General features: G+C 72.3%; 16 protein-coding genes. 9 read left to right on the forward strand and 7 right to left on the reverse strand.

Going from position 1 to position 19688, the window contains the following annotated elements; all coding sequences use genetic code 11:
- The 4 genes from EAD89_RS04850 to EAD89_RS04865 all read right to left on the reverse strand — a co-directional run.
- A partial coding sequence (locus EAD89_RS04850) for an amino acid ABC transporter permease (RefSeq protein ID WP_147458757.1) occupies nucleotides 1-970 on the reverse strand: 970 nt, incomplete at its 3' end.
- Entirely contained in the window at nucleotides 967-1674 is a 708-nt protein-coding gene (locus tag EAD89_RS04855; RefSeq protein WP_121653135.1) for an amino acid ABC transporter permease, read from the reverse strand. The genes EAD89_RS04855 and EAD89_RS04850, both read right to left, overlap by 4 nt.
- Nucleotides 1675-1713: 39 nt before the next feature.
- A complete protein-coding gene (locus EAD89_RS04860) occupies nucleotides 1714-2592 on the reverse strand; it encodes a glutamate ABC transporter substrate-binding protein (protein ID WP_121653136.1) in 879 nt (292 codons plus the stop codon).
- Between the two features lie 57 nt (nucleotides 2593-2649).
- Nucleotides 2650-3405 carry an amino acid ABC transporter ATP-binding protein gene (locus EAD89_RS04865; RefSeq protein WP_121653137.1) on the reverse strand — a complete coding sequence of 252 codons (756 nt, stop codon included), beginning with the start codon at nucleotides 3403-3405 and terminating at the stop codon, nucleotides 2650-2652.
- Between the two features lie 194 nt (nucleotides 3406-3599).
- On the opposite strand from EAD89_RS04865, the gene selD reads away from it, so the two are divergent.
- On the forward strand, nucleotides 3600-4589 hold the full coding sequence (gene selD, locus EAD89_RS04870; protein ID WP_121674891.1) for a selenide, water dikinase SelD: 990 nt from the start codon (nucleotides 3600-3602) through the stop codon (nucleotides 4587-4589).
- Between the two features lie 229 nt (nucleotides 4590-4818).
- A complete protein-coding gene (locus EAD89_RS04875) occupies nucleotides 4819-5298 on the forward strand; it encodes a hypothetical protein (protein ID WP_121653139.1) in 480 nt (159 codons plus the stop codon).
- A gap of 44 nt (nucleotides 5299-5342) precedes the next feature.
- Here the strand turns inward: EAD89_RS04875 and EAD89_RS04880 are convergent, their stop codons facing one another.
- Nucleotides 5343-5597, reverse strand: a complete 255-nt coding sequence (locus EAD89_RS04880; protein ID WP_121653140.1) for a DUF2277 family protein — start codon at nucleotides 5595-5597, stop codon at nucleotides 5343-5345.
- Between the two features lie 170 nt (nucleotides 5598-5767).
- Here EAD89_RS04880 and EAD89_RS30225 point away from each other — a divergent pair, with 170 nt between their 5' ends.
- The 6 genes from EAD89_RS30225 (at nucleotide 5768) to fxsT (ending at nucleotide 14971) form a co-directional block, all read left to right on the forward strand.
- Complete coding sequence (locus tag EAD89_RS30225; protein ID WP_121653141.1) at nucleotides 5768-5956, forward strand: hypothetical protein; 189 nt, start codon at nucleotides 5768-5770, stop codon at nucleotides 5954-5956.
- 63 nt (nucleotides 5957-6019) lie between these two features.
- Entirely contained in the window at nucleotides 6020-8314 is a 2295-nt protein-coding gene (locus EAD89_RS04890; protein ID WP_233578191.1) for an FxsB family cyclophane-forming radical SAM/SPASM peptide maturase, read from the forward strand.
- Nucleotides 8298-9125: an aminoglycoside N(3)-acetyltransferase gene (locus tag EAD89_RS04895; RefSeq protein ID WP_233578192.1), complete on the forward strand. Its 828-nt coding sequence runs from the start codon at nucleotides 8298-8300 to the stop codon at nucleotides 9123-9125. The genes EAD89_RS04890 and EAD89_RS04895 overlap by 17 nt, the downstream gene beginning before the upstream one ends.
- Before the next feature lie 61 nt (nucleotides 9126-9186).
- Nucleotides 9187-9837 (forward strand): TIR-like protein FxsC, encoded by a 651-nt coding sequence (locus tag EAD89_RS04900; RefSeq protein WP_158609772.1) that lies wholly within the window; start codon nucleotides 9187-9189, stop codon nucleotides 9835-9837.
- Entirely contained in the window at nucleotides 9834-11105 is a 1272-nt protein-coding gene (locus tag EAD89_RS04905) for a TIR-like protein FxsC (RefSeq protein WP_121674894.1), read from the forward strand. Before EAD89_RS04900 ends, EAD89_RS04905 begins: the two co-directional genes overlap by 4 nt.
- A complete protein-coding gene (fxsT, locus tag EAD89_RS04910) occupies nucleotides 11102-14971 on the forward strand; it encodes an FxSxx-COOH system tetratricopeptide repeat protein (RefSeq protein ID WP_121674895.1) in 3870 nt (1289 codons plus the stop codon). Before EAD89_RS04905 ends, fxsT begins: the two co-directional genes overlap by 4 nt.
- A gap of 72 nt (nucleotides 14972-15043) precedes the next feature.
- Here the strand turns inward: fxsT and EAD89_RS04915 are convergent, their stop codons facing one another.
- Nucleotides 15044-15952 (reverse strand): alpha/beta fold hydrolase, encoded by a 909-nt coding sequence (locus EAD89_RS04915; RefSeq protein ID WP_233578194.1) that lies wholly within the window; start codon nucleotides 15950-15952, stop codon nucleotides 15044-15046.
- Between the two features lie 218 nt (nucleotides 15953-16170).
- Between EAD89_RS04915 and miaB the strand changes: the two genes are divergently transcribed.
- Complete coding sequence (miaB, locus tag EAD89_RS04920; protein WP_121674896.1) at nucleotides 16171-17664, forward strand: tRNA (N6-isopentenyl adenosine(37)-C2)-methylthiotransferase MiaB; 1494 nt, start codon at nucleotides 16171-16173, stop codon at nucleotides 17662-17664.
- Between the two features lie 96 nt (nucleotides 17665-17760).
- On the opposite strand, the gene EAD89_RS04925 is transcribed toward miaB, so the two are convergent.
- Nucleotides 17761-19356 (reverse strand): cellulase family glycosylhydrolase, encoded by a 1596-nt coding sequence (locus EAD89_RS04925; RefSeq protein WP_121674897.1) that lies wholly within the window; start codon nucleotides 19354-19356, stop codon nucleotides 17761-17763.
- Nucleotides 19357-19688: the final 332 nt, after the last annotated feature.

Genomic DNA, 19688 nt, shown 5'->3' on the forward strand with positions numbered 1-19688 from the left:
CACCACCCCCGCCGCCGCCTTCGGCCTGCGAGATGAGCGCGGCCGGAGGCAGGTTCTGGGTCGGGGTGCCGGCCGTCTTGCGGCCCCGGGCGAGCCGCCGCTGGGCGTACTGGGCCAGCTTCGACAGCGAGTAGTTCACCACGATGAAGAGCACGGCGATCACGACGTAGACCTGGATCGGGTTGCCCAGGACGCCGATGATCTGCTTGCCGATGTTCAGGGTCTCCTCGTAGCTGATGATGAACCCCAGCGAGGTGTCCTTGAGCACCACGACCAGCTGGCTGATCAGCGCCGGCAGCATGATCCGGAAGGACTGCGGCAGCAGGATCATCCGGGTGATCTGCGCGGGGGAGAGCCCGATGGCGGCGGCGGCCTCCGCCTGGCCTCCCGGCAGTCCCTCCATGCCGGAGCGGAGGATCTCCGCGATGACCACCGAGTTGTAGATGGTCAGGCCGATGACCAGGTACCAGAGGTTGTCGAAGTACAGGCCGAACTCGGGGAAGCCGCGGGCCACGAAGAAGATGGTGAGCACGACGGGCAGGCCGCGGAACACCTCGACGCAGACCCGGGTGACCGCCGACAGCAGCGTGCTCAGCCCGCGCAGCAGGTACGCCACCGGGGTCGCCGCGCCGGTGAACCGGCGTCGGGTGAGGCTCTTGAGCTGGATCCTCAGGACGGCGAGCAGCGTGCCGACCACCAGCGACGCCACGATGGCCAGCGCCGCCGCGATCAGCGTGTTCTTGAAGCCGAGGCCGATCCGGTCCCAGACGAGGGAGAAGTTCTCGTTGGAGGGGTCGACGAGCGGACCCCACAACTCCATCGAGAACTGGCCCTTCTCGTCCAGCGGCCGGTAGATCAGGAAGTAGGCCCCGACGAGCAGGACCACCCCGGCGACGAGGCTGCTGATCAGCGTGATCCGCCGCTGCCGCGGCCCGGGCACGTCGTAGAGGACGCTGGTCTGCTGACTCATCGGGCCACCGCCTGTCGCTTCTCGATCCGGTCCAGCAGGGCGCCCAGCGGCACCGTCATGATCAGGTAGCCGATCGAGATGCCGATGGCGACCGGGATGAAGGCGTAGCCCTCGGCTCCGGTGAGCTGGTCGGCCGTGGCCGACAGATCGCCGACGACCCCGAAGAAGCCGGCCAGGGCCGAGTTCTTGATCATCGCGATGATCACCGAGCCGAGCGGCACCACCGAGGCCTGCCAGGACTGCGGCAGCACCACGTGGCGCAGGTTCTGCCCGAAGGTCAGGCCCAGCGACCGTGCCGCCTCCGCCTGACCGGCGGGCACCGCGTTCACACCGGACCGCAGCGCCTCACAGACGAACGCGGCGGTGTACAGCACGAGGGCGATCAGCGCGAACCGGAAGTACGGAAGGTCGGTGCCGAGCCGCGTGAACAACGAGTCGATCACCGGGATGCGGAGAAAGTCCGCGTTGGAGCCGAGTGCCGGCAGGCCGAAGGCGGCGAAGAACATCACCACGGTCAGCGGCATGTTGCGGAAGACGTTGACGTACGCCGTGCCGACCGCCCGCAGCGGCGGCACAGGAGAGATCCGCAGCACCGCCACGATCGCGCCCAGGATCAGGGCGCCGATCGCGGCGAGGATGCAGATCTGGAGGGTGAGCCAGAAGCCACCGGCAAAGACGTCGAACTTGTCGATGAGCACGTTCACGGGTCGGTGTTCCTCCCACCCTCCAGATCGAAGGTCAGATCAGTAGCGGTTGATGGTGGGCGCCGCGCCCAGCTCCGCGCCGAACTTGCCGGCGGTGTCGTCCCAGGCCTTCTTCCAGCTACCGTCGGCGACCGCCTTCTCCAGCGTGTCGTTGATGAAGGTGCGGAAGTCGTTGTCCTCCTTCTTCACCCCGATGCCGTACGGCTCCTTGGTGAAGTTGCTGCCGGCCAGCTTGAAGGACGCCTCGTCCTTGGCGATGTAGCCGAGCAGGATGACGTTGTCCGTGGTGACGGCGTTGACCTGGCCGCCCTTGAGGGCGTCGCGGCACTTGTCGTAGGTGTCGAAGAGCACCAGCTGGGTGCCCACGTCCTTGACGTACTGCTTGATCGTCTCGGCCGGGGTGGAGCCGGTGACGGAGCAGACCTTCTTGGTGCCGTCCTTGAACGAGTCCGGACCGGTGATGGTCGTGTCGTCCTTCTTGACCAGGATGTTCTGGCCGGCCTCGTAGTACGGGCCCGCGAAGGCGATGCGCTCCTTGCGCTTGTCGTTGATCGTGTACGTCGCGGCGACGAGGTCGACGTTGCCGTTGACGAGGACGTCCTCACGGACCTTCGACGGCGTCTCGACGTACTCGATCTTGTCCTCGGGGATGCCGAGCTCCTTGACGATGATCTTCGCGATCTCGACGTCGAAGCCCTCCGGCTTGCCCGACAGGCCCTTCTGGCCGAAGCCAGGCTGGTCGAACTTGGTGCCGACCTTGATCTTCTGGGCCTTGTTCAGCTTCTCCATGGTGCTGCCGGCGGCGAAGGACTTGCTGCCGGCGCCGGTGCCCTCTCCGCCGTCGTCGCCGCCACAGGCGGTCAGGCCGAGCGCCAGAGCGGCGACCGCGGCGACTGCCGCAACGCGCTTGATACGCATACTCTTCTCCTTCTTCAACGGGGCCCGCCGGTGGCCGGCGTGCTCCACTACGAACGCCTAGTGCGTGAGGATCTTGGAGAGGAAGTCCCGGGCGCGCTCACTGCGCGGGTTGGCGAAGAACTCCGCCGGCGGGGCGTCCTCGACCAGTTGGCCGTCGGCCATGAAGATGACCCGGTTCGCGGCGTGCCGCGCGAAGCCCATCTCGTGGGTGACCACGACCATCGTCATGCCGTCCCGGGCCAGCGAGGTCATCACGTCCAGCACCTCGCCGACCATCTCCGGGTCCAGCGCGCTGGTCGGCTCGTCGAAGAGCATCGCCTTGGGCTGCATGGCCAGTGCCCGGGCGATGGCCGCCCGCTGCTGCTGGCCCCCGGAGAGCTGGGCCGGGAACTTGTCCGCCTGGTTGGCGATGCCGACCCGGTCGAGCAGGGCGAGGCCGCGCTCACGGGCCGCGGTCGGCTTCTCCTTGCGAACCTTGATCGGGCCGAGGGTGACGTTCTCCAGGATGGTCTTGTGGGCGAAGAGGTTGAAGGACTGGAACACCATCCCGACCTCGCTGCGCAGCTTCGCGAGCGGCTTGCCCTCGGCCGGCAATGGCTGCCCGTCGAAGGTGATGGTGCCGGAGTTGATCGGTTCCAGTCGGTTGATGGTGCGGCACAGCGTCGACTTGCCGGAGCCGGACGGGCCGATCACGACGACCACCTCGCCCCGGCCCACCGACAGCGAGACGTCGTCCAGCACGTGCAGCGGCCCGAACCACTTGTTGACCGCGTCCAGCACGATGAGCGGTTCGCCCGTCGTCACGTCGTCCACCGTCCCTGTCGTCTCCCGGATAGGGGTCGGTTGACCCCCGGTGCGGCCACTGTAGGCGGCGTGATGTGGCGGAACGCAACCTGGCGGGTCACGGAGCGGTAACACCGGTCGCGTTCGTCGCGACGAGTCCGATTCCGGTCACCGTGCGGGCCTCATCGGTGGCGTCGACGGCGTGTTACCGAGATCATGGGGGGATGACCGAACCGGTACGCCTGACCCGGTATGCCCGTGGCGGCGGCTGCGCCTGCAAGATCCCCCCGGGCGAGCTGGAGATCATGGTCGCCGGTCTCGGCCCGGCCACCGGCACCGCGGAGCTGCTGGTCGGGTTGGACCACGGCGACGACGCGGCGGTGGTCCGTCTGGACGAGCGGACCGGCCTGGTGAGCACCGCCGACTTCTTCACACCGGTGGTCGACGACGCGTACGACTGGGGTCGGATCGCCGCGGCGAACGCGCTCTCCGACGTGTACGCGATGGGCGGCGTCCCGCTGGTCGCGCTCAACCTGCTCTGCTGGCCGCGCGACGTGCTGCCGCTGGAGCTGGCCCGCGAGGTGCTGCGGGGCGGCCAGGACGTGGCCCGGGAGGCCGGCTGCCATCTGGCCGGCGGGCACAGCGTGGACGACGAGGGTCCGAAGTACGGCCTCGCGGTCACCGGCACCGTCCGGCCGGAGGAGTTGATCACGCTCGACGCGGGCCGGGCCGGGGTGCCGCTGTCGCTGACCAAGCCGCTCGGGGTGGGTGTGCTGAACACCCGGCACAAGGCCACCGGCGAGATCTTCCCCGAGGCGGTGGCCACGATGAGCGCGCTCAACCGGGACGCCGCCCGGGCGGCGGTCGCCGCCGGCATCCGGTGCGGCACCGACGTGACCGGGTTCGGTCTGCTCGGGCACGCCTCGAAGCTGGCCCGTGCGAGCCGGCTGACGGTGGCCATCGACACCGCGCGGGTGCCCTACCTGACTGGCGCGCGGGAGGCGCTGCGCGACGGGTACGTCAGCGGCGGCAGCCGGCGCAACCTGGAGTGGGTCACCCCGTGGACCGACTTCGGGGCCGTGGGCGAGGACGAACGGCTGCTGCTGGCCGACGCGCAGACCTCCGGCGGCCTGCTGGTCGCCGGTGAGCTGCCGGGCGCGCCCGTGGTGGGGGAGCTGCTGCCCCGCGGGGAGCACCGGGTCGTCCTGCGCTGACGAGAGGCTCCACAACCGGGTTGGGACACGCGCCGCCGGTGGTGCGGCGGGCGCACCATACCCGATAAACTGTCACCTTCCCGCTACTCTGAGCATTGGCGGTCAGGGAAATTTTGCCCGGAATGGTCACAGACCGGTAACTTGCCCCCGGCTGAGGTCATATGCCCCCCACCATCGTCAGTAAGGCCCGATCCGGAGGCCGGTGGGACGAACGCAGCGAGGAGGCGGAATGACCGAGCTGTGGAACTGGAGAATCGACCGGGTACGACCCGTGGAGGTCTACCCGGCGCTGGCCGAGGCGCTCGGCCGAGTGGTGATGCCGTTGGCGGTGGCCGACCCGGCCCGGCTGCCGGCGTACGCAGTGGTCTGCGACGTCTGGCAGGCGCCGGGCGAGTTCGCGACGATGGTGGACTGCTACGGGGTGCCCGAGCGGCTTCCCGAGCACGCCAGCATCGCCGCGCTGGCCCGTCTGCTGGACCGCAACTGCCTGCTGCGCGACGACACGCTCGACGCGGGCCGGCACCTGCTCGTCGCGCCGGACGGCACGGTCCGCCCGGTGCATTTCGACATCCGGGACACGGACGACGGCGAGGTGCTCAGCGGGCAGCGGCTCTGCACGCTGGCCGACCCGGGCTGCCGGGGCTGGTCACAGTGTCACCGCTCGCGCTGGGCGCCCGACACGATCGCTCCGGCGCTCGCCGCGGCCTGACCCCGACCGGGCGAGGTCAGCCCGGTGGGCGGGCGCGCTGGTGGTCAGCCGCGGCTCGCGGCGGTGGCCGGCCGGTCCGCGGCGGCGGACCCGGCCCCCCGGACCACCAGCTGGTCGAGCAGGGTGCGGGTGGCCTCGGTCACGGCGGCCACCGCGGCGTCGAACGCGGCGGCGTTGTGCGCGGCGGGCGCCCGGAATCCCGAGATCTTCCGGACGTACTGCAACGCCGCGGCCTCGATGTCCGCGTCGGTCACCTGCGGGGTGAACGGCTCACGCAGCGTCTTGATGCTCCGGCACATGTGACACTCCTCGTCTGTCTCTGTCGACACCCCGGTTGCCACCGGCGGTGCCGGCGGCCGCACCGACGGTGACATTGAGTCGATATTTGTCTATCCTGGTCACGGACCAGAGCCTTTCGAGCCATTGTCGCCGCTCGCGCTCCCGCGCCCCGGGCCCCCGGAGACTCATTGTGGACCATGCCCCCACCCGTTCATCCCGTCCCGCGCTCGACGATCTGAGGCGTAGCCTGCACACCCCGCTGGAGCGGATCGCGGTCGAGCATGCCGACCTGGTCGCCACGGTCCGGCAGCGCGTCCTCGCCGGTGAGTCGATGCCCTCGGGCGCCGTTCCCGTCGCCGCCTTCAACTCGTCCATCTGATCGATGGCCTGCCGGTGCGGCTCGCCCGGGTCGGGCGGATCCTGCCGGCGGATCAGCCAGTTCGTGCTGAAGGTGCACAGCAGGTGCGACCTCAGCTGCGACCACTGCTACGTCTACCAGCACGCCGACCAGACCTGGCGTGGCCGACCGGTCCGGATGCCACCGGCCACCGTCCGGGCCGCCGCGAAGCGGATCGCCGAGCACGCGCGCGAGCATGACCTGCCGGTCGTGCACGTGGTGCTGCACGGCGGCGAGCCACTGCTGCTGGGCGCGGCCGGGCTGCGCGAGGTGTTGGCCGACCTGCGGGCGGTGATCGCCCCCTGGACGCGGCTCGACCTGCGCATCCAGACCAACGGCGTGCTGCTCGACGAGGAGCTGTGCGGTGTGCTGGTCGACCACGACGTGCGGGTCGGCGTGTCGTTCGACGGCGACCGCGCCGCCAACGACCGGCACCGCGTTTTCGCCCACGGCGGCAGCAGCCACGACCACGTCCGGCGGGCCCTGGCCCTGCTCCGTCAGCCCGCTCATCGCGCCAGCTACGCCGGCATCCTGTGCACCGTCGACGTCCGCAACGATCCCGACCGGGTGTACGAGGCACTGCTGGCCGAACACCCGCCCCGGGTCGACCTGTTGCTGCCGCACGCCACCTGGGACCGCCCTCCGGACCGCCCTGGCGACACGGCCACCCCGTACGCCGACTGGCTGGGGCGGATCCACCGGCGGTGGGTGGACGACGGGCGGCCCGTGTCGATCCGGCTGTTCGAGGCGCTGCGCCCGGGTGGAGGCGGCACCGAGGCGTTCGGCCTCGCCCCGGCCGACGTGCTCGTGGTCGAGGCGGACGGCACCTGGGAACAGGTCGACTCGCTGAAGACCGCGTACCACGGCGCGGCCGGCACCGGATTCGACGTGTTCGGTCAGTCGGTCGACGAGGCCGCCCGGCACCCGGGGGTCACCGTCCGACAGGCCGGCGTGGCGGGGCTCAGCGCCACCTGCCGGGCCTGCCCGGTCGTCGACCGGTGCGGTGGTGGCCTGTACGCCCATCGTTGGCGCACCGGCTCCGGGTTCGACAACCCCTCGGTGTACTGCGCCGACCTGCGCCGCCTGATCGACACGGTGGCCGCGTACCCGCCACCGGGCCACGCCGCCGGCTCCGCGCCGCCCGAGCGGGACGACTGGCCCGTCGACGAGCTGCTGGACGAGCTGGCGACCGGGCACGAGTCGGAGCGGACCCTCGACCTGCTCGCCGCCACCCAGCTCTCCATCACCCGGGCGCTGCTGGCGGCCTGGCGGGAGAAGACCGGCCCCACCGCCGCCTGGGAGCTGCTCGCGCACCTCGACGGCGCGGCGCCGGACGCGGTCCGGGCGGTCCTGACCCACTCCTTCGTCCGCCCGTGGCTGGTGCGCCGCCTCGGCCCGTCGACCCGGTCCGGGCCACCCCGGGCCGCCGACCCGCTGCCGGCGTTGGCCGTCGTCGCCGCCCTCCGGGCGGGCGTCCCGGCCGCGCTGAGCGTCCCGGTGCGGGCCGGCACGATCATGCTGCCCACGCTCGGCAGCCTGGCGTTGCCGTACGCCGGCGGGGAGAGCGTCGACGTGACCGTCCTGCCGGGCGGGTTCCGGGTCGGTGACGGTCCGGCGGAGCAGGTCGTGTCCCTCGACCCGGCCGGGCCACCGCCGGCCGGCTGGCGACCCACGCGCCGCGTGCCGGTACCCGGTCGCCACCTGCTCATCGAGGACGGCGACCCGCACCGGGACTGCTACGGCCAGCCGGTCGCGTCCCGCCTGGACGACGGGGCCGCCCGAGCGTTGGGCCGTACCCTGGCTGACGCCTGGGGCGTCGTGCACCGCGACGTGCCGGCCCACGCGGCGGCGCTCGACGCCGGTCTGCGCGCCGTCGTGCCGCTGACCCCCGACCCGACGAGACCACTGCGGAGCGCCACCGCCCGGGACGCGTTCGGCGCGGTCGCCGTCACCCCCACCGCGGACCCGGAGGCGATGGCGGTGCTGCTCGTGCACGAGTGGCAGCACGCGAAGCTCGGTGCGGTGCTCGACCTGTACGACCTCGTCGAGCCGAACTCGGCCACCCGGATCCGGGTGCCCTGGCGCCCGGATCTCCGGCCACCCGAGGGCGTGCTCCAGGGGGTGTACGCGCACCTGGCGGTGACCCAGGTGTGGCGGTCCCGGGCGGACGCCGACCGGCCCGAGCATCAGGACGCGCCGGCGCACGCGGCCCGCTACCTGTCGTGGACGCGGGACGGCGCCGACGCGCTCCTGGCCAGCCGCACGCTCACCCCGGCGGGGGACCGGTTCGTCGGGCGGCTGCGGCACGCCCTGGAGGAGACCCGTGTCGGGCCCGGATGAGCCACGCCACCTGCCCGCGCTCGACCGCCCCCGCCTCGCCGAGGACCTGCGGGCGTTGGGCGTCCGTGCGGGTGCGTGCCTCCTCGTGCACTGCGGCCTACGTCGGGTGGGCCCGCTGGAGCAGGGGCCCTCGACGCTGGTCGGCGCGCTGCGCGACGTCCTCGGCCCCGCCGGCACACTGCTGGTACCCACCCAGACCGACGGCAACTCGACCACCTCCCGGACGTACCTCGCGGCCACCGACGGTATGGACGCGGCGCAGCGCGCCCGGTACGAGGCGGCCCTGCCGGGCTGGGACCGCCGGACCACCCCCTCGCAGCGGATGGGGGTGCTCGCCGAGTTCGTCCGGTGTGCCCCCGGCGCGGCCCGCAGCGACCATCCGCAGACCTCGTTCGCCGCGCTCGGCCCCCGGGCGCGGCAGCTCACCGACGGCCACGACCTCGACTGCCACCTGGGCGAACGCTCACCGGTGGGCGCCCTGTACGCGGCGGACGGCCAGGTTCTGCTGCTCGGCCTCGGCTACGAGGCGTGCAGCGCGCTGCACCTGGCCGAGTACCGCCTGCCGGTGCCGCCGCCGGAGCGGGACTACCGCTGTTTCCGGCTCGTCGACGGGCGTCGGGTCCGCCTCGACTTCCGCGCCCTCGACCTGGACGACAGCGACTTCCCGAGGGTGGGGGCCGCGCTCGACGCCGAGCCGTTCGTCCGGCACGGCCCGGTCGGCCACGCGCACGCACGACTCCTGCCCCTTCGCGCCACTGTGGACTTCGCGGTCGGCTGGTTCGCCGCGAACCGCTTGGCGGTCCGCCGTTGACGCGGGGACTACGCTGATGTTCCGGCCGCGTGGGGAGGGCGGAGGGGTTGCGGTGAGCACAATGGACGCACCCTCCGGCGCGCGCGCCCCACTGTTCTTCCTCAGCTACTCCCTGCCGCCGATCCACTGGGCCACCGGCAACCCCGCCGAGAACATCTCCCGCTTCTACAAGGACCTGTCGGTCCACGTCAGCGAGCTGGTCGGCCCGGTGACCGGCGTGGACCCGGGCTTCCTGGACAGCTCCATGGCGGGCGGGGAGCGCTGGAACCCGGAGCTGCTCCAGGCCGCCGGCACCTGCCAGGTCTTCGTTCCGCTGGTGTCCAGCGCCCTGCTCGGCAGCGACTGGTGCGGCCGGGAGTGGGACGCCTTCTCCCGTCGGCGGATCGTTCCGCGCCCCGGCGCCTCCTCGGCGCACGAGACGGCGATCGTGCCGGTCACCTGGTCACCGACGAACGGCACGCCACTGCCACGGGTGCTGCGCGACATCCAACGGTTCACCCCGACCGCGATGCCGGATCCCGACATCGCGGTGCACTACCAGCGGGATGGGGTCTACGGCTTGTTGACCATGCAGTGGGAGAACGCGTACCGGGCGGTGGTCTGGCGGCTCGCCCAACGGATCGTGGCCATCCACCGGTCGTACGTGGTGGAGCCGTGGGTTCCGTCGAGCGTGGACGAGCTGTGCAACCGGTTCGCCGAGGAACCCGGATGAGCCCGCCGGCGAGCCGACGCCGGGCGGCGGCCCGGGGGACGTACTTCTTCCTCAGCTATGCCCACTCCGCGCCGCCGCAGGGCGCCCGGGCCGACTCCGACGTCTGGGTGGGCCAGTTCTTCGCCGACCTGACCGCGGAGGTGACCCGGCAGGCGCGGCCGGTGGCCGGCATGCGGATCGGGTTCTTCGACCAGCACATCCCGTTGGGCGCCGACTGGAAGGCGGCCCTCGCGGAGGCGCTCGGCGACGCGGAGGTCTTCGTCCCGCTCTACTCGCCCGGCTACTTCAGCCGCCCGTGGGCGCTGGGGGAGCAGGAATCCTTCCGGGCCCGGCTGGCCGCCGCCGGGTCGGCCCGGGCCGCCGCGGGCCACCTCAATCCGGTGCTGTGGATCCCCTTCCCGCCGTGGGAGACCCATCCGGAGCTGGACGGCGCCCTGGACCTGGGGCGGGACGTCCCGGAGTACGCCGAGAACGGCCTGCGCGCACTCTGCATGTTGGCCTCCTACCGGGCACAGTACGAACTCCTGTTGAGCCGGCTGGCCGGTCGGATCGTGCACACCGCCGAGCGGCGTCCGCTCGGCCCCTCCCGGGCGCCGGGCCTGGACGAGGTCACCCGCCCGGCGCCGACCGACCCGGATTTCGTCGTCGCCGTCCTGGCCCCCACCCGGGACCGCCTGCCCACCGACCGTGATCCCGCCGGCTACGCCGCCAGCGGCCGGCTCTGGCGGCCGTACGGCCGACGTCAGGAGCTGCCCGCCGCCGAGTACGCGGCCAGCACCGCCGAGCGGCTCGGGCTGTCGGCGCGCACGGCCGACTTCGCGCAGGCCGCCGGGCTGCTCGAACGCCGACCGGCCGTGCTCCTGGTCGACCCGTGGATCGTGGCGGCGCCGGGTGCGCTCGGCGGCGTCGAAGGCCTGCTGCACGGTCTACGGGAGTGGGTCGTCCCGCTCGTGGTCACCGACGACGGCGACGCCCAGGACGCCGCGCGTTGGGCCACCGAGGTGACGGAGCTGCTGCACGACGCCGGCCTGCCCCAGGTGAAGCAGGCGTGCACCATGCGGGAGTTCGTCGACCTGATGCCGGCGCTGGTGACCGAGGCCCGCCGCCAGTTCCTCAAGCACGCCCCGGTCGCCACCTTCCCCCCGCCACCGGAGCCGGTGCCCAGCCTGCGCGACGCGCCGCCCGCTCCCGGCCCGGCGAATCCGCCCGCCCCTGCGTCCCCGCCCGATGATCCGGCGACACCGCGTCCCCACGGAGAGACCCCATGAGCAACGATCGCGAAGGCCAGGTCGTCACCTTCTACTCGTTCAAGGGTGGGACGGGCCGGACGATGGCGCTGGCCAACGTGGCCTGGATCCTGGCGGCCAGCGGACGGCGGGTCCTGGTCGCGGACTGGGACCTCGAGTCACCCGGCCTGCACCGCTTCTTCCATCCCTTCCTCGACGCCGAGGCGATCCAGGGCACCAGCGGCGTCATCGACCTCATCCGCGACTACGAGTGGGAGACCACCCGGGCCGACGACCGCCCCGAGCGGTGGATGGAGCAGTACGCCCGGGTCGGCCGCCACGCGTTCTCGCTGCGCTGGAGCTTCCCGGACGGCGGCGGCCTCGACTTCCTCTCCGCCGGCCGGCAGAACAGCGACTACGCCGTTTCGGTGAGCGGGCTGGACTGGGACAACTTCTACAACCGGCTGGGCGGGGCGCAGTTCTTCGAGGCGCTGCGGGCGGACATGAAGCGGCAGTACGACTTCACCCTGATCGACAGCCGGACGGGGCTGAGCGACGTTGCCGACATCTGCACCCTGCACCTGCCGGACACCCTGGTCGACTGCTTCACCCTCAGTGACCAGGGCATCGACGGCGCGGCCCGGGTCGCGCACTCCGTGCGGGACCGCTACCGGCGGCGGGACATCCGGGTCCTGCCGGTGCCGATGCGGGTGGACCAGGCCGAGAAGGAGCGCGCCGAGGCGGGCCGCCTGCTGGCCATGCGCCGGTTCGCCGGGCTGCCCACCGGGATGACGGAGGCGGAGCGGCGCCGGTACTGGGCGGCGGTGGAGGTCCCGTACCGGCCGTTCTACGCGTACGAGGAGACCCTCGCGACGTTCGGCGACCCGCCCGGCTCGCCGACGTCGCTGCTGGCCGCGTTCGAGACGTTGACCGGGATCCTCACCGACGGTGCGGTGACCGCGCTGCCGGTGATGGACGAGTCGGTGCGGGAACGGGGCAAGGCCCGCTTCCGCCGGCGCACCGAGGCGATCGACGACCAGATCGTGCTCCGTTGCGCCCCGGAGGACGCCATCTGGGCCGAGTGGCTGGAGCGGGTGCTCAGCTCGGCCGGGATGCGGGTGGTGGACCCGGGGTCCGCCGTCGGGTCCGCCGGTACGCCCGCCCCGCGCACGCTGACCGTGGTCTCGCCGGCCTACGTGGCGACGCCGTCCGGTGGCCTGCCGGCCCGCGACACGAGCACCGGCTCCACGGCCCTGGCCGTGTACGTCGCCGACCTGCGCCCGTTGGCGGAGTTTCCCGCCCAGAGTTCGACCAACCTGGTCAACGTGAGCGCCGCGACGGCGGTGGAGCGGGTGTTGCGGCTGGTCGGCCGGCCGGTGCCGTCGTCGGCGGACGGCCCGGCGGGCGGGGGCGCCCGCTATCCCGGCGCCGAGCCGTTGATCTTCAACGCGCCCAACCGGAACGCCCGCTTCACCGGCCGGGAGGACGACCTGGCGCAACTGCGCGCGCAGTTGCAGAGCGGGGGCAGCGCGGTGGTGCTGCCGGTCGCTCTGCAGGGCATGGGCGGCGTCGGCAAGACGCAGGTCGCCCTGGAGTACGTGCACCGGTTCAAGGCGGCCTACGACGTGGTGTGGTGGATCGTCGCGGACCCGCCGCAGTTCGTCGACACGGCCCTGGCCGACCTCGCCGGTCGGCTCGGCATCGCCGCCGGGCCCACCCTGCCCGACACCGTCCGGTCGGTGCTCCAGGTGCTGGGTCGGGGCGAGCCGTACGAGCGGTGGCTCGTCGTGCTCGACAACGCGGAGGAACTCGACCAGATCGAGCCGTTCCTGCCGCAGGGCCCCGGGCACGTCCTGCTGACCTCCCGCAACCGCGCCTGGGGTGATCGGGCGAACCCGATCCAGGTCGACGTCTTCGACCGCACGGAGAGCGTCGCGCACCTCGCCCAGCGGGTGCCCACGATCAGCGCCGAGGAGGCCGACCGGGTCGCCGAGGCGCTCGGCGACCTGCCGATCGCGGTGGCCGCCGCCGGCGCGTGGCTCGCCGACACCGGCACGTCGGTCGCCGACTACCTGCGGCAGATCGAGCGCCACGGCCCCAGCGCGCTCTCCGTGGAGGCCACCTGGGACCTGTCGTTGAACCGGCTGCACGATCAGGCGCCCGCCGCGTACCGGCTGTTGCAGCTCTGCTCGGTGCTCGCCCCGGAGATCGCGCTCGACCTGATCTACAGCGACGAGATGGCGGCGGCCCTGGTGCCGTTCGACCCGTCGGTGTCGGAGCGGCTCGTGCGCGGCGCCCTGATCCAGCAGATCAACCGGCTGGCGCTGCTCAAACTCGACGTCCAGGGCGGCCGGGTCCAGGTGCACCGGCTCCTGCAGGCGGTCGTTCGGGACCGGATGACCGACGACGAGATCGCCACCGCGCGGCACCAGGTGCACCTGGTGCTGGCCGCGTCCCGGCCACGCGGCGACGTGGACGACCCCACCACCTGGCCCCGGCTGCGCATGCTCTGGCCGCACCTGGAGGTCTCCGAGGCGGTGACCTGCCCCGACGAGCCGGTGTGTCAGCTGCTGATCGACCGGGTCCGCTACCTGTGGCAGCGCGGCGGCCTGGAGCAGGCCGACGGGTTCAGCCAGCAGGTGGACGACACCTGGTCCGCACGGCTGGCCGACCTGGACGACGAGGGTGCGGCCACCGCGCTGCGTCGACAGTTGCTGCACCTGCGGTTCAACCGGGCGAACATCCTGCGCAGCCTGGGCCGGTTCGACGACTCCCGGGACCTGGACGAGGCGGTGCTGGCCGAGCAGCGCCGGCTGTTGGGCCAGTTGCACCCGCACACCCTGATGACCGCCGGCAGCCTCGCCGGTGACCTGCGGGCGCTCGGCCGGTACGCCGAGGCGCTGGAACGGGACCGGTCCACCTACGCCTCCTGGCTCCAGGTGTTCGGCGAGGACCACCCGCGGACGTTGAGCGCGGCCAACAACCTCGCCGTCTCGTACCGGCTGGTCGGCGACTACCGGTCGGCCCGCCGCTGGGACGACGAGGTGCACCAGCGGCGGCGGCTGGTGCTCGGCCCCACCAACCCGTACACGCTGATCTCGGCCGTCCGCCTGGGCAGTGACCTGCGCGAGGCCGGCGAGTACGAGAGGTCGGCCACCCTGCTGCGCACCGTCCACGACGCGTACTGCGAGGTGCTCGGTCCCGACGACGCCCTCTCCCTCGGCGCCCAGGTCAACCTGGCGGTGTCGCTGCGCAGCGCCGGGCGGGCGGGCGAGGCCGCCCCGATGTTCGAGACGGCCTACCGGAAGCTCGACGAACGCTTCGGGCCGGACAACCCGGACACGGTGGCGTGCCGGTCGAGCCGGGCGGCCAACCTGCTGGCCGTCGGCGACGCGGCCCGGGCGCTGACCGAGATGATCGCGGTCACGCAGGCGTACGAGGAGGATCTGCGCCTCGGTGCCACCCATCCGCACACCCTGGCGACGTTGAGCAACATCTCCGCCGTCGAACGTGCGGTCGGCCGCCGGTCGGCCGCCCTCGCGTCGGCCAGTCGCGCGGTGAGCGAGCTGCGCAAGGTGCTCGGCCCCGATCACCCGCACACCCTGGCGGCCGAGGTGAACCAGGCGGTGTGCCTCGCCGAGGACGGCGAGTGGGTGCCGGCGCGGGACCGGCTGCGGGAAACCGCCGACCGGCTGTCCCAGGTGATCGGCGCGGATCACCCTGACACGCTGCGCTGTCTCGGCGATCTCGCCCTGGTGTCGAGGCGCGCCGGCGACGGCGCTCCCGCCGAGGCCGTCACCGCGGTGGCCGACCGACTGGCCGAGGTGATCGGCCAGGAGCATCCGACCGTGCAGACCCTGCGGGAACGGCGGTTCATCGTCCGGGTGATCGACCCGCACCCGTTCTGACCGAGGGCGGGACGCGGCTCGGCGGGCGCTCCGGCCCTCCGGGCGCCGTCGTGGCCGGGGTGCGGCTCGGGCTCAGAGCCGCGGGCTGGCCGCGAGCTCCGGTGTGGCCAGCCACGCCAGGGTCTGCGGCAGGATCTCCACCGCGCCGAAGTGCGCGGCGCCGGCCTGCACCTGGACCTCGGCGTGTGGGATCTGCGAGGCGAGCCACCGGGAATGCTCCACCGGCGAGAAGCGGTCCTGCTCGCCGTGCCACAGCCGGACCTGCGCGCGGATGGCGCCGAGGTCGAACCCCCAGCCCCGCCGCATCGCCAGCACGTCGTCGATCCAGCCCTCGGGGCCGTGCCGCAGCGCCTCGGCGTACATGTCGGTCAGCAACCGGCGGATCGCGACGTCGTCGACCACCCGGATGTCGGCCTCGGGCAACTGGGGGCGGAGGAACTCCAGCAGCGTCATCGGGTCCCGCCGGGCCTGCTCCGCACGGACCTTCAGGTTGAGCGTGAGTTCGGCCAGGTCCTCGTCGGCCTGCCCGTAGTCCTCGACGTTGGTCTCGGACATGCCGGCGTACCAGTCCAGGTCAGGTGCGCCCGCCGGGGCGAGCCCCACCAGCACGGCGGCCCGGGTGACCCGGTCCGGCAGCAGCGCGGCGCAGGCCAGCGCGTGCGGGCCGCCGCCGGAGCGGCCCACCACCGCGAACCGCTCGATGCCGAGGTCATCGGCGATCGCCGCCACATCGGCCGCCGCGTCGGCGACCCGACGACCCTCGTGCCGGCAGGAGTCGCCGTAGCCGGGCCGGTCGTAGCAGACGAGTTGCACGCCGAGGCGGTAGAGGACGATGCCGCGTGGGCGGGGGCCGCTGCGGCTGCCCGGTGTGCCGTGCAGCAGGAAGACCGCGGGCCCGTCCGGCGAGCCGGAGGTCTCCACCGCGAGGCGCCGCCCGTCCGGAGTGACGACGGAGTGCTGTGCCGCATGTTGTCGCGTCACGGTTGCCTCCCGCGGGTCGTCATGTGCTCCCCGAGTACGGAGCCGCGCATCGGCGGCAGCGAGTGCAAAGCCCCCAAAATCGCCCAGAACACATTCTTGTTGTGCAGCGTACTGCCCACCGTGGGCCCCCGCCATGGGCCACCGGGCCAATGCCGGTCGGCTGAGCCCGCCGACCGGGCCGCTACCCTGGTAGCCCGAGGGGAAGGGGCACCAAGAGGGTGGCTAGGACCTACAACGTCGTGACGTACGGCTGCCAGATGAACGTGCACGATTCCGAGCGCATCTCCGGTCTGCTCGAACAGGCCGGATACGAACGCGCGGCACCGGCCGACGACACCCCCGACATCGTCGTCTTCAACACCTGCGCGGTGCGTGAGAACGCCGACAACCGGCTCTACGGCAACCTCGGTCGTCTGCGCCCCGTCAAGGACAAGCACCCCGGGATGCAGATCGCGGTCGGCGGCTGCCTGGCCCAGAAGGACCGCGGCGACATCGTCCGCAAGGCGCCCTGGGTGGACGTGGTCTTCGGTACGCACAACATCGGTGCGCTGCCGGTGCTGCTGGAGCGGGCCCGGCACAACGCCGCGGCCGAGGTGGAGATCCTGGAGTCGCTGGACGTCTTCCCGTCCACGCTGCCCACCCGGCGCGAATCCACGTACGCCGGCTGGGTCTCGATCTCGGTGGGCTGTAACAACACCTGCACGTTCTGCATCGTGCCCGCCCTGCGGGGCAAGGAGAAGGACCGCCGCCCCGGCGACATCCTCTCCGAGGTGCGCGCCCTGGTCGACGAGGGCGTGCTGGAGGTGACCCTGCTCGGGCAGAACGTCAACTCCTACGGTGTCGAGTTCGGCGACCGGTACGCGTTCGGCAAGCTGCTGCGCGCCTGCGGCGACATCGAGGGGCTGGAGCGGGTCCGGTTCACCAGCCCGCACCCGAAGGACTTCACGGACGACGTGATCGCCGCGATGGCCGAGACGCCGAACGTCTGCCACTCGCTGCACATGCCGTTGCAGTCCGGCTCCGACGACGTGCTCCGGGCGATGCGCCGGTCCTACCGGTCCGACCGCTACCTGGGGATCATCGAGAAGGTCCGGGCGGCGATGCCGGACGCGGCGATCACCACCGACATCATCGTCGGCTTCCCCGGTGAGACCGAGGCCGACTTCCAGCGCACCCTGGACGTGGTCCGCGAGGCGCGGTTCTCCTCGGCCTTCACCTTCCAGTACTCCAAGCGCCCCGGCACCCCCGCCGCGACAATGGACGGCCAGCTGCCGAAGCAGGTCGTGCAGGAGCGCTACGAGCGGCTGATCGCCACCGTGGAGGAGATCACCTGGGCGGAGAACAAGCGCCTGGTGGGGGAGACCGTCGAGGTGCTGGTCGCGGTCGGCGAGGGTCGCAAGGACGAGCGGACCGGGCGGATGTCCGGCCGGGCCCGCGACGGTCGGCTGGTGCACTTCGCGACCACGGCGCCCGACGGCGGGTCGCTCGCCGACCAGATCCGGCCGGGAGACGTCGTGCACACCGCGGTGACGTACGCCGCCCCGCATCACCTCAACGCCGACGGCGCGCCACTGTCGCACCGGCGGACCCGGGCCGGCGACGCCGCCGAGGCGGGCCGCTCCCCGCGTACGCCCGGGGTGTTGCTGGGCCTGCCCACGATCGGCGCCCCGGCGGTCGCGCCCGCACCCACCAGCGGCTGCGCCGCCCACTGACGGAAAAGGGAGGGGCCTCTCGTTGTCGCTCGGCGACGACGAGAGGCCCCTCCCTGCTGTGCGCCGCTCGGACCGCGACCCGGCGGCCCCGGCGGCTCAGCAGCCGGTGCCGTTGAGCTTCACGGTGCCCGGGCTGCTGGCGGCCCCGTTGGCGGTGAAGCCCACCGTGACCGAGCCACCCGCCGCCAGGGACGGGGCGTGGCTCGGGGCCGCGGCGGTGACCGTCGTGCCGGACTGCGTGACGGTGGCGTTCCAGCCGCTGCCCAGCGTCACCCCGGACGGCCAACTCCAGGTCACCGACCACGGATTCACCGCGGCCGTGCCGGTGTTCCGCACGGTCAATTCTCCCTGGAAGCCGCCCTGCCAGGCGTTGACCTGCCGGTAGGTGGAGGTACACGCGCCGGTCGGCGGGTTCGTCGGCCCACCCGTCGGCCCACCCGTCGGTCCACCCGGGCCGGTGCCGCCGGTCGGCGCGATCAGGTACGGCTGGAGGATCGCCTGCTTGGTGGTGTTGATGCTGGTCCAGTCGTCCAGCGCGATGCCGCCGGTGTCGCCGGAGTTCGGGTTCCACGACCAGTAGGTGAAGGACATTCCGGTGACCCCGGTGCCGGTGTACGCCATCAGCCGCTCCAACCACACCCGGTCCTTCGGGTCGGCGAGGGTGCTGCCGAACTCTCCCATCATGATCGGGGCGATGTTCTGCTTGTAGAGGTAACCCCAGTACCGGTCCCAGATCGCCGGCATGTTCGCCGGGTAGTCCGGGGCGTCGAACCAGCTCTGCCGGTAGACCGACGTGGCGTACTCGTGCGGTGAGTAGACGAGCCGGTTCGCCACGCTCAGCCGTACCGGGAATTCACCGGCCTTCGACAGGTTGCCACCCCACCAGCCGCAGTCCTCGTCGTTGCTCGGGTCGTTGTCCCAGACGTTGGAGAGGCCGCCACTCGGGCAGCTCACCCCCTCCACGAAGATCAACCAGTTGGGCTGGACACCGAGGATCGCGTTGCCGGCCCGCTCGGCGGCGAGCCGCCAGTCCCGCGCCGGGTCGCCACAGCCCCAGCAGGCGCCGGTGGCCGTCGGGTTGGTGCCCTCGGCGTGCGGCTCGTTGTGCAGGTCGGCGCCGATCACCGTGGGGTTGCCCGCGTACCGTTGGGCGAGCATCTTCCAGTCGTTGATCCAGGTCGCCTCGGAGACGGTCGAGGTGTACCAGAGCGGGGACTGCCCCGCCGACGTCGGCCGGTGTCGGTCGAGGATGACCCGCATCCCCTTGCCTCCGGCGTAGTCGATCACCTTGTCCAGGATCTGCAACGGGGAGAGCCCGACCAGGTCCGGATTGACGAAGTCGTTGATCCCGCTGGCGGTCGCGCCCGGCTTCAGCGCGTCGTTCGAATACGGCACGCGCAACGTGTTGTAGCCGAGCCGGGCCATCGTGTCGAGCTGCCCCCGCCACGGGTTGCTCGACCACAGCCCGTGGAAGGTCTTGTTGTCGGTCTCCATGCCGAACCAGTTGATGCCGGTCAGCCGGACCGTGGTGCCGGCGCTGTCCACGATCTGGTTGCCGCTGGTGTGCAGGTACCCGGTGCCGGTTCCAGCGGCGGCGGCCGGGCCGGTGCTGACGGCGGCGGCGATGAACACGCCGGCCGCGGCGGTGGCGAGCGCGGTCAGCGCGCCGCCCAGTGCGGTGGGACGGAACATGCGAGCTCCACTTCGGATGCCCGGCGCCGGCCGTGGGCGGGCGCGGGCGGGCGGCCGTCCGCACGTCACGGTCCCGATGGGGTACGCGGACAGTGCGCGACGGTCGAGGTCACGCGGACGGGGACACTCGCGCAAGCTCACCGACGACCCTCGACAGCGGTGTCCCGCCGTCGTCGCCCTCGTGCCGGTGGCCCAACCTGGCTCCGTCGCCCATTCTCATCAGCCCAGGTCGATGCGTCAACAAGGCCGGCCGCCTGCCCGCCGCCTCAGCCCGCCAGCCCGCATGATCGTGCTCGATCCTGGATGTAGTGGTCTCGCCGCCTGTTGATGCC

It is taken from the genome of Micromonospora sp. BL4 (assembly GCF_003667505.1).
Classification (GTDB): Bacteria; Actinomycetota; Actinomycetes; order Mycobacteriales; family Micromonosporaceae; genus Micromonospora.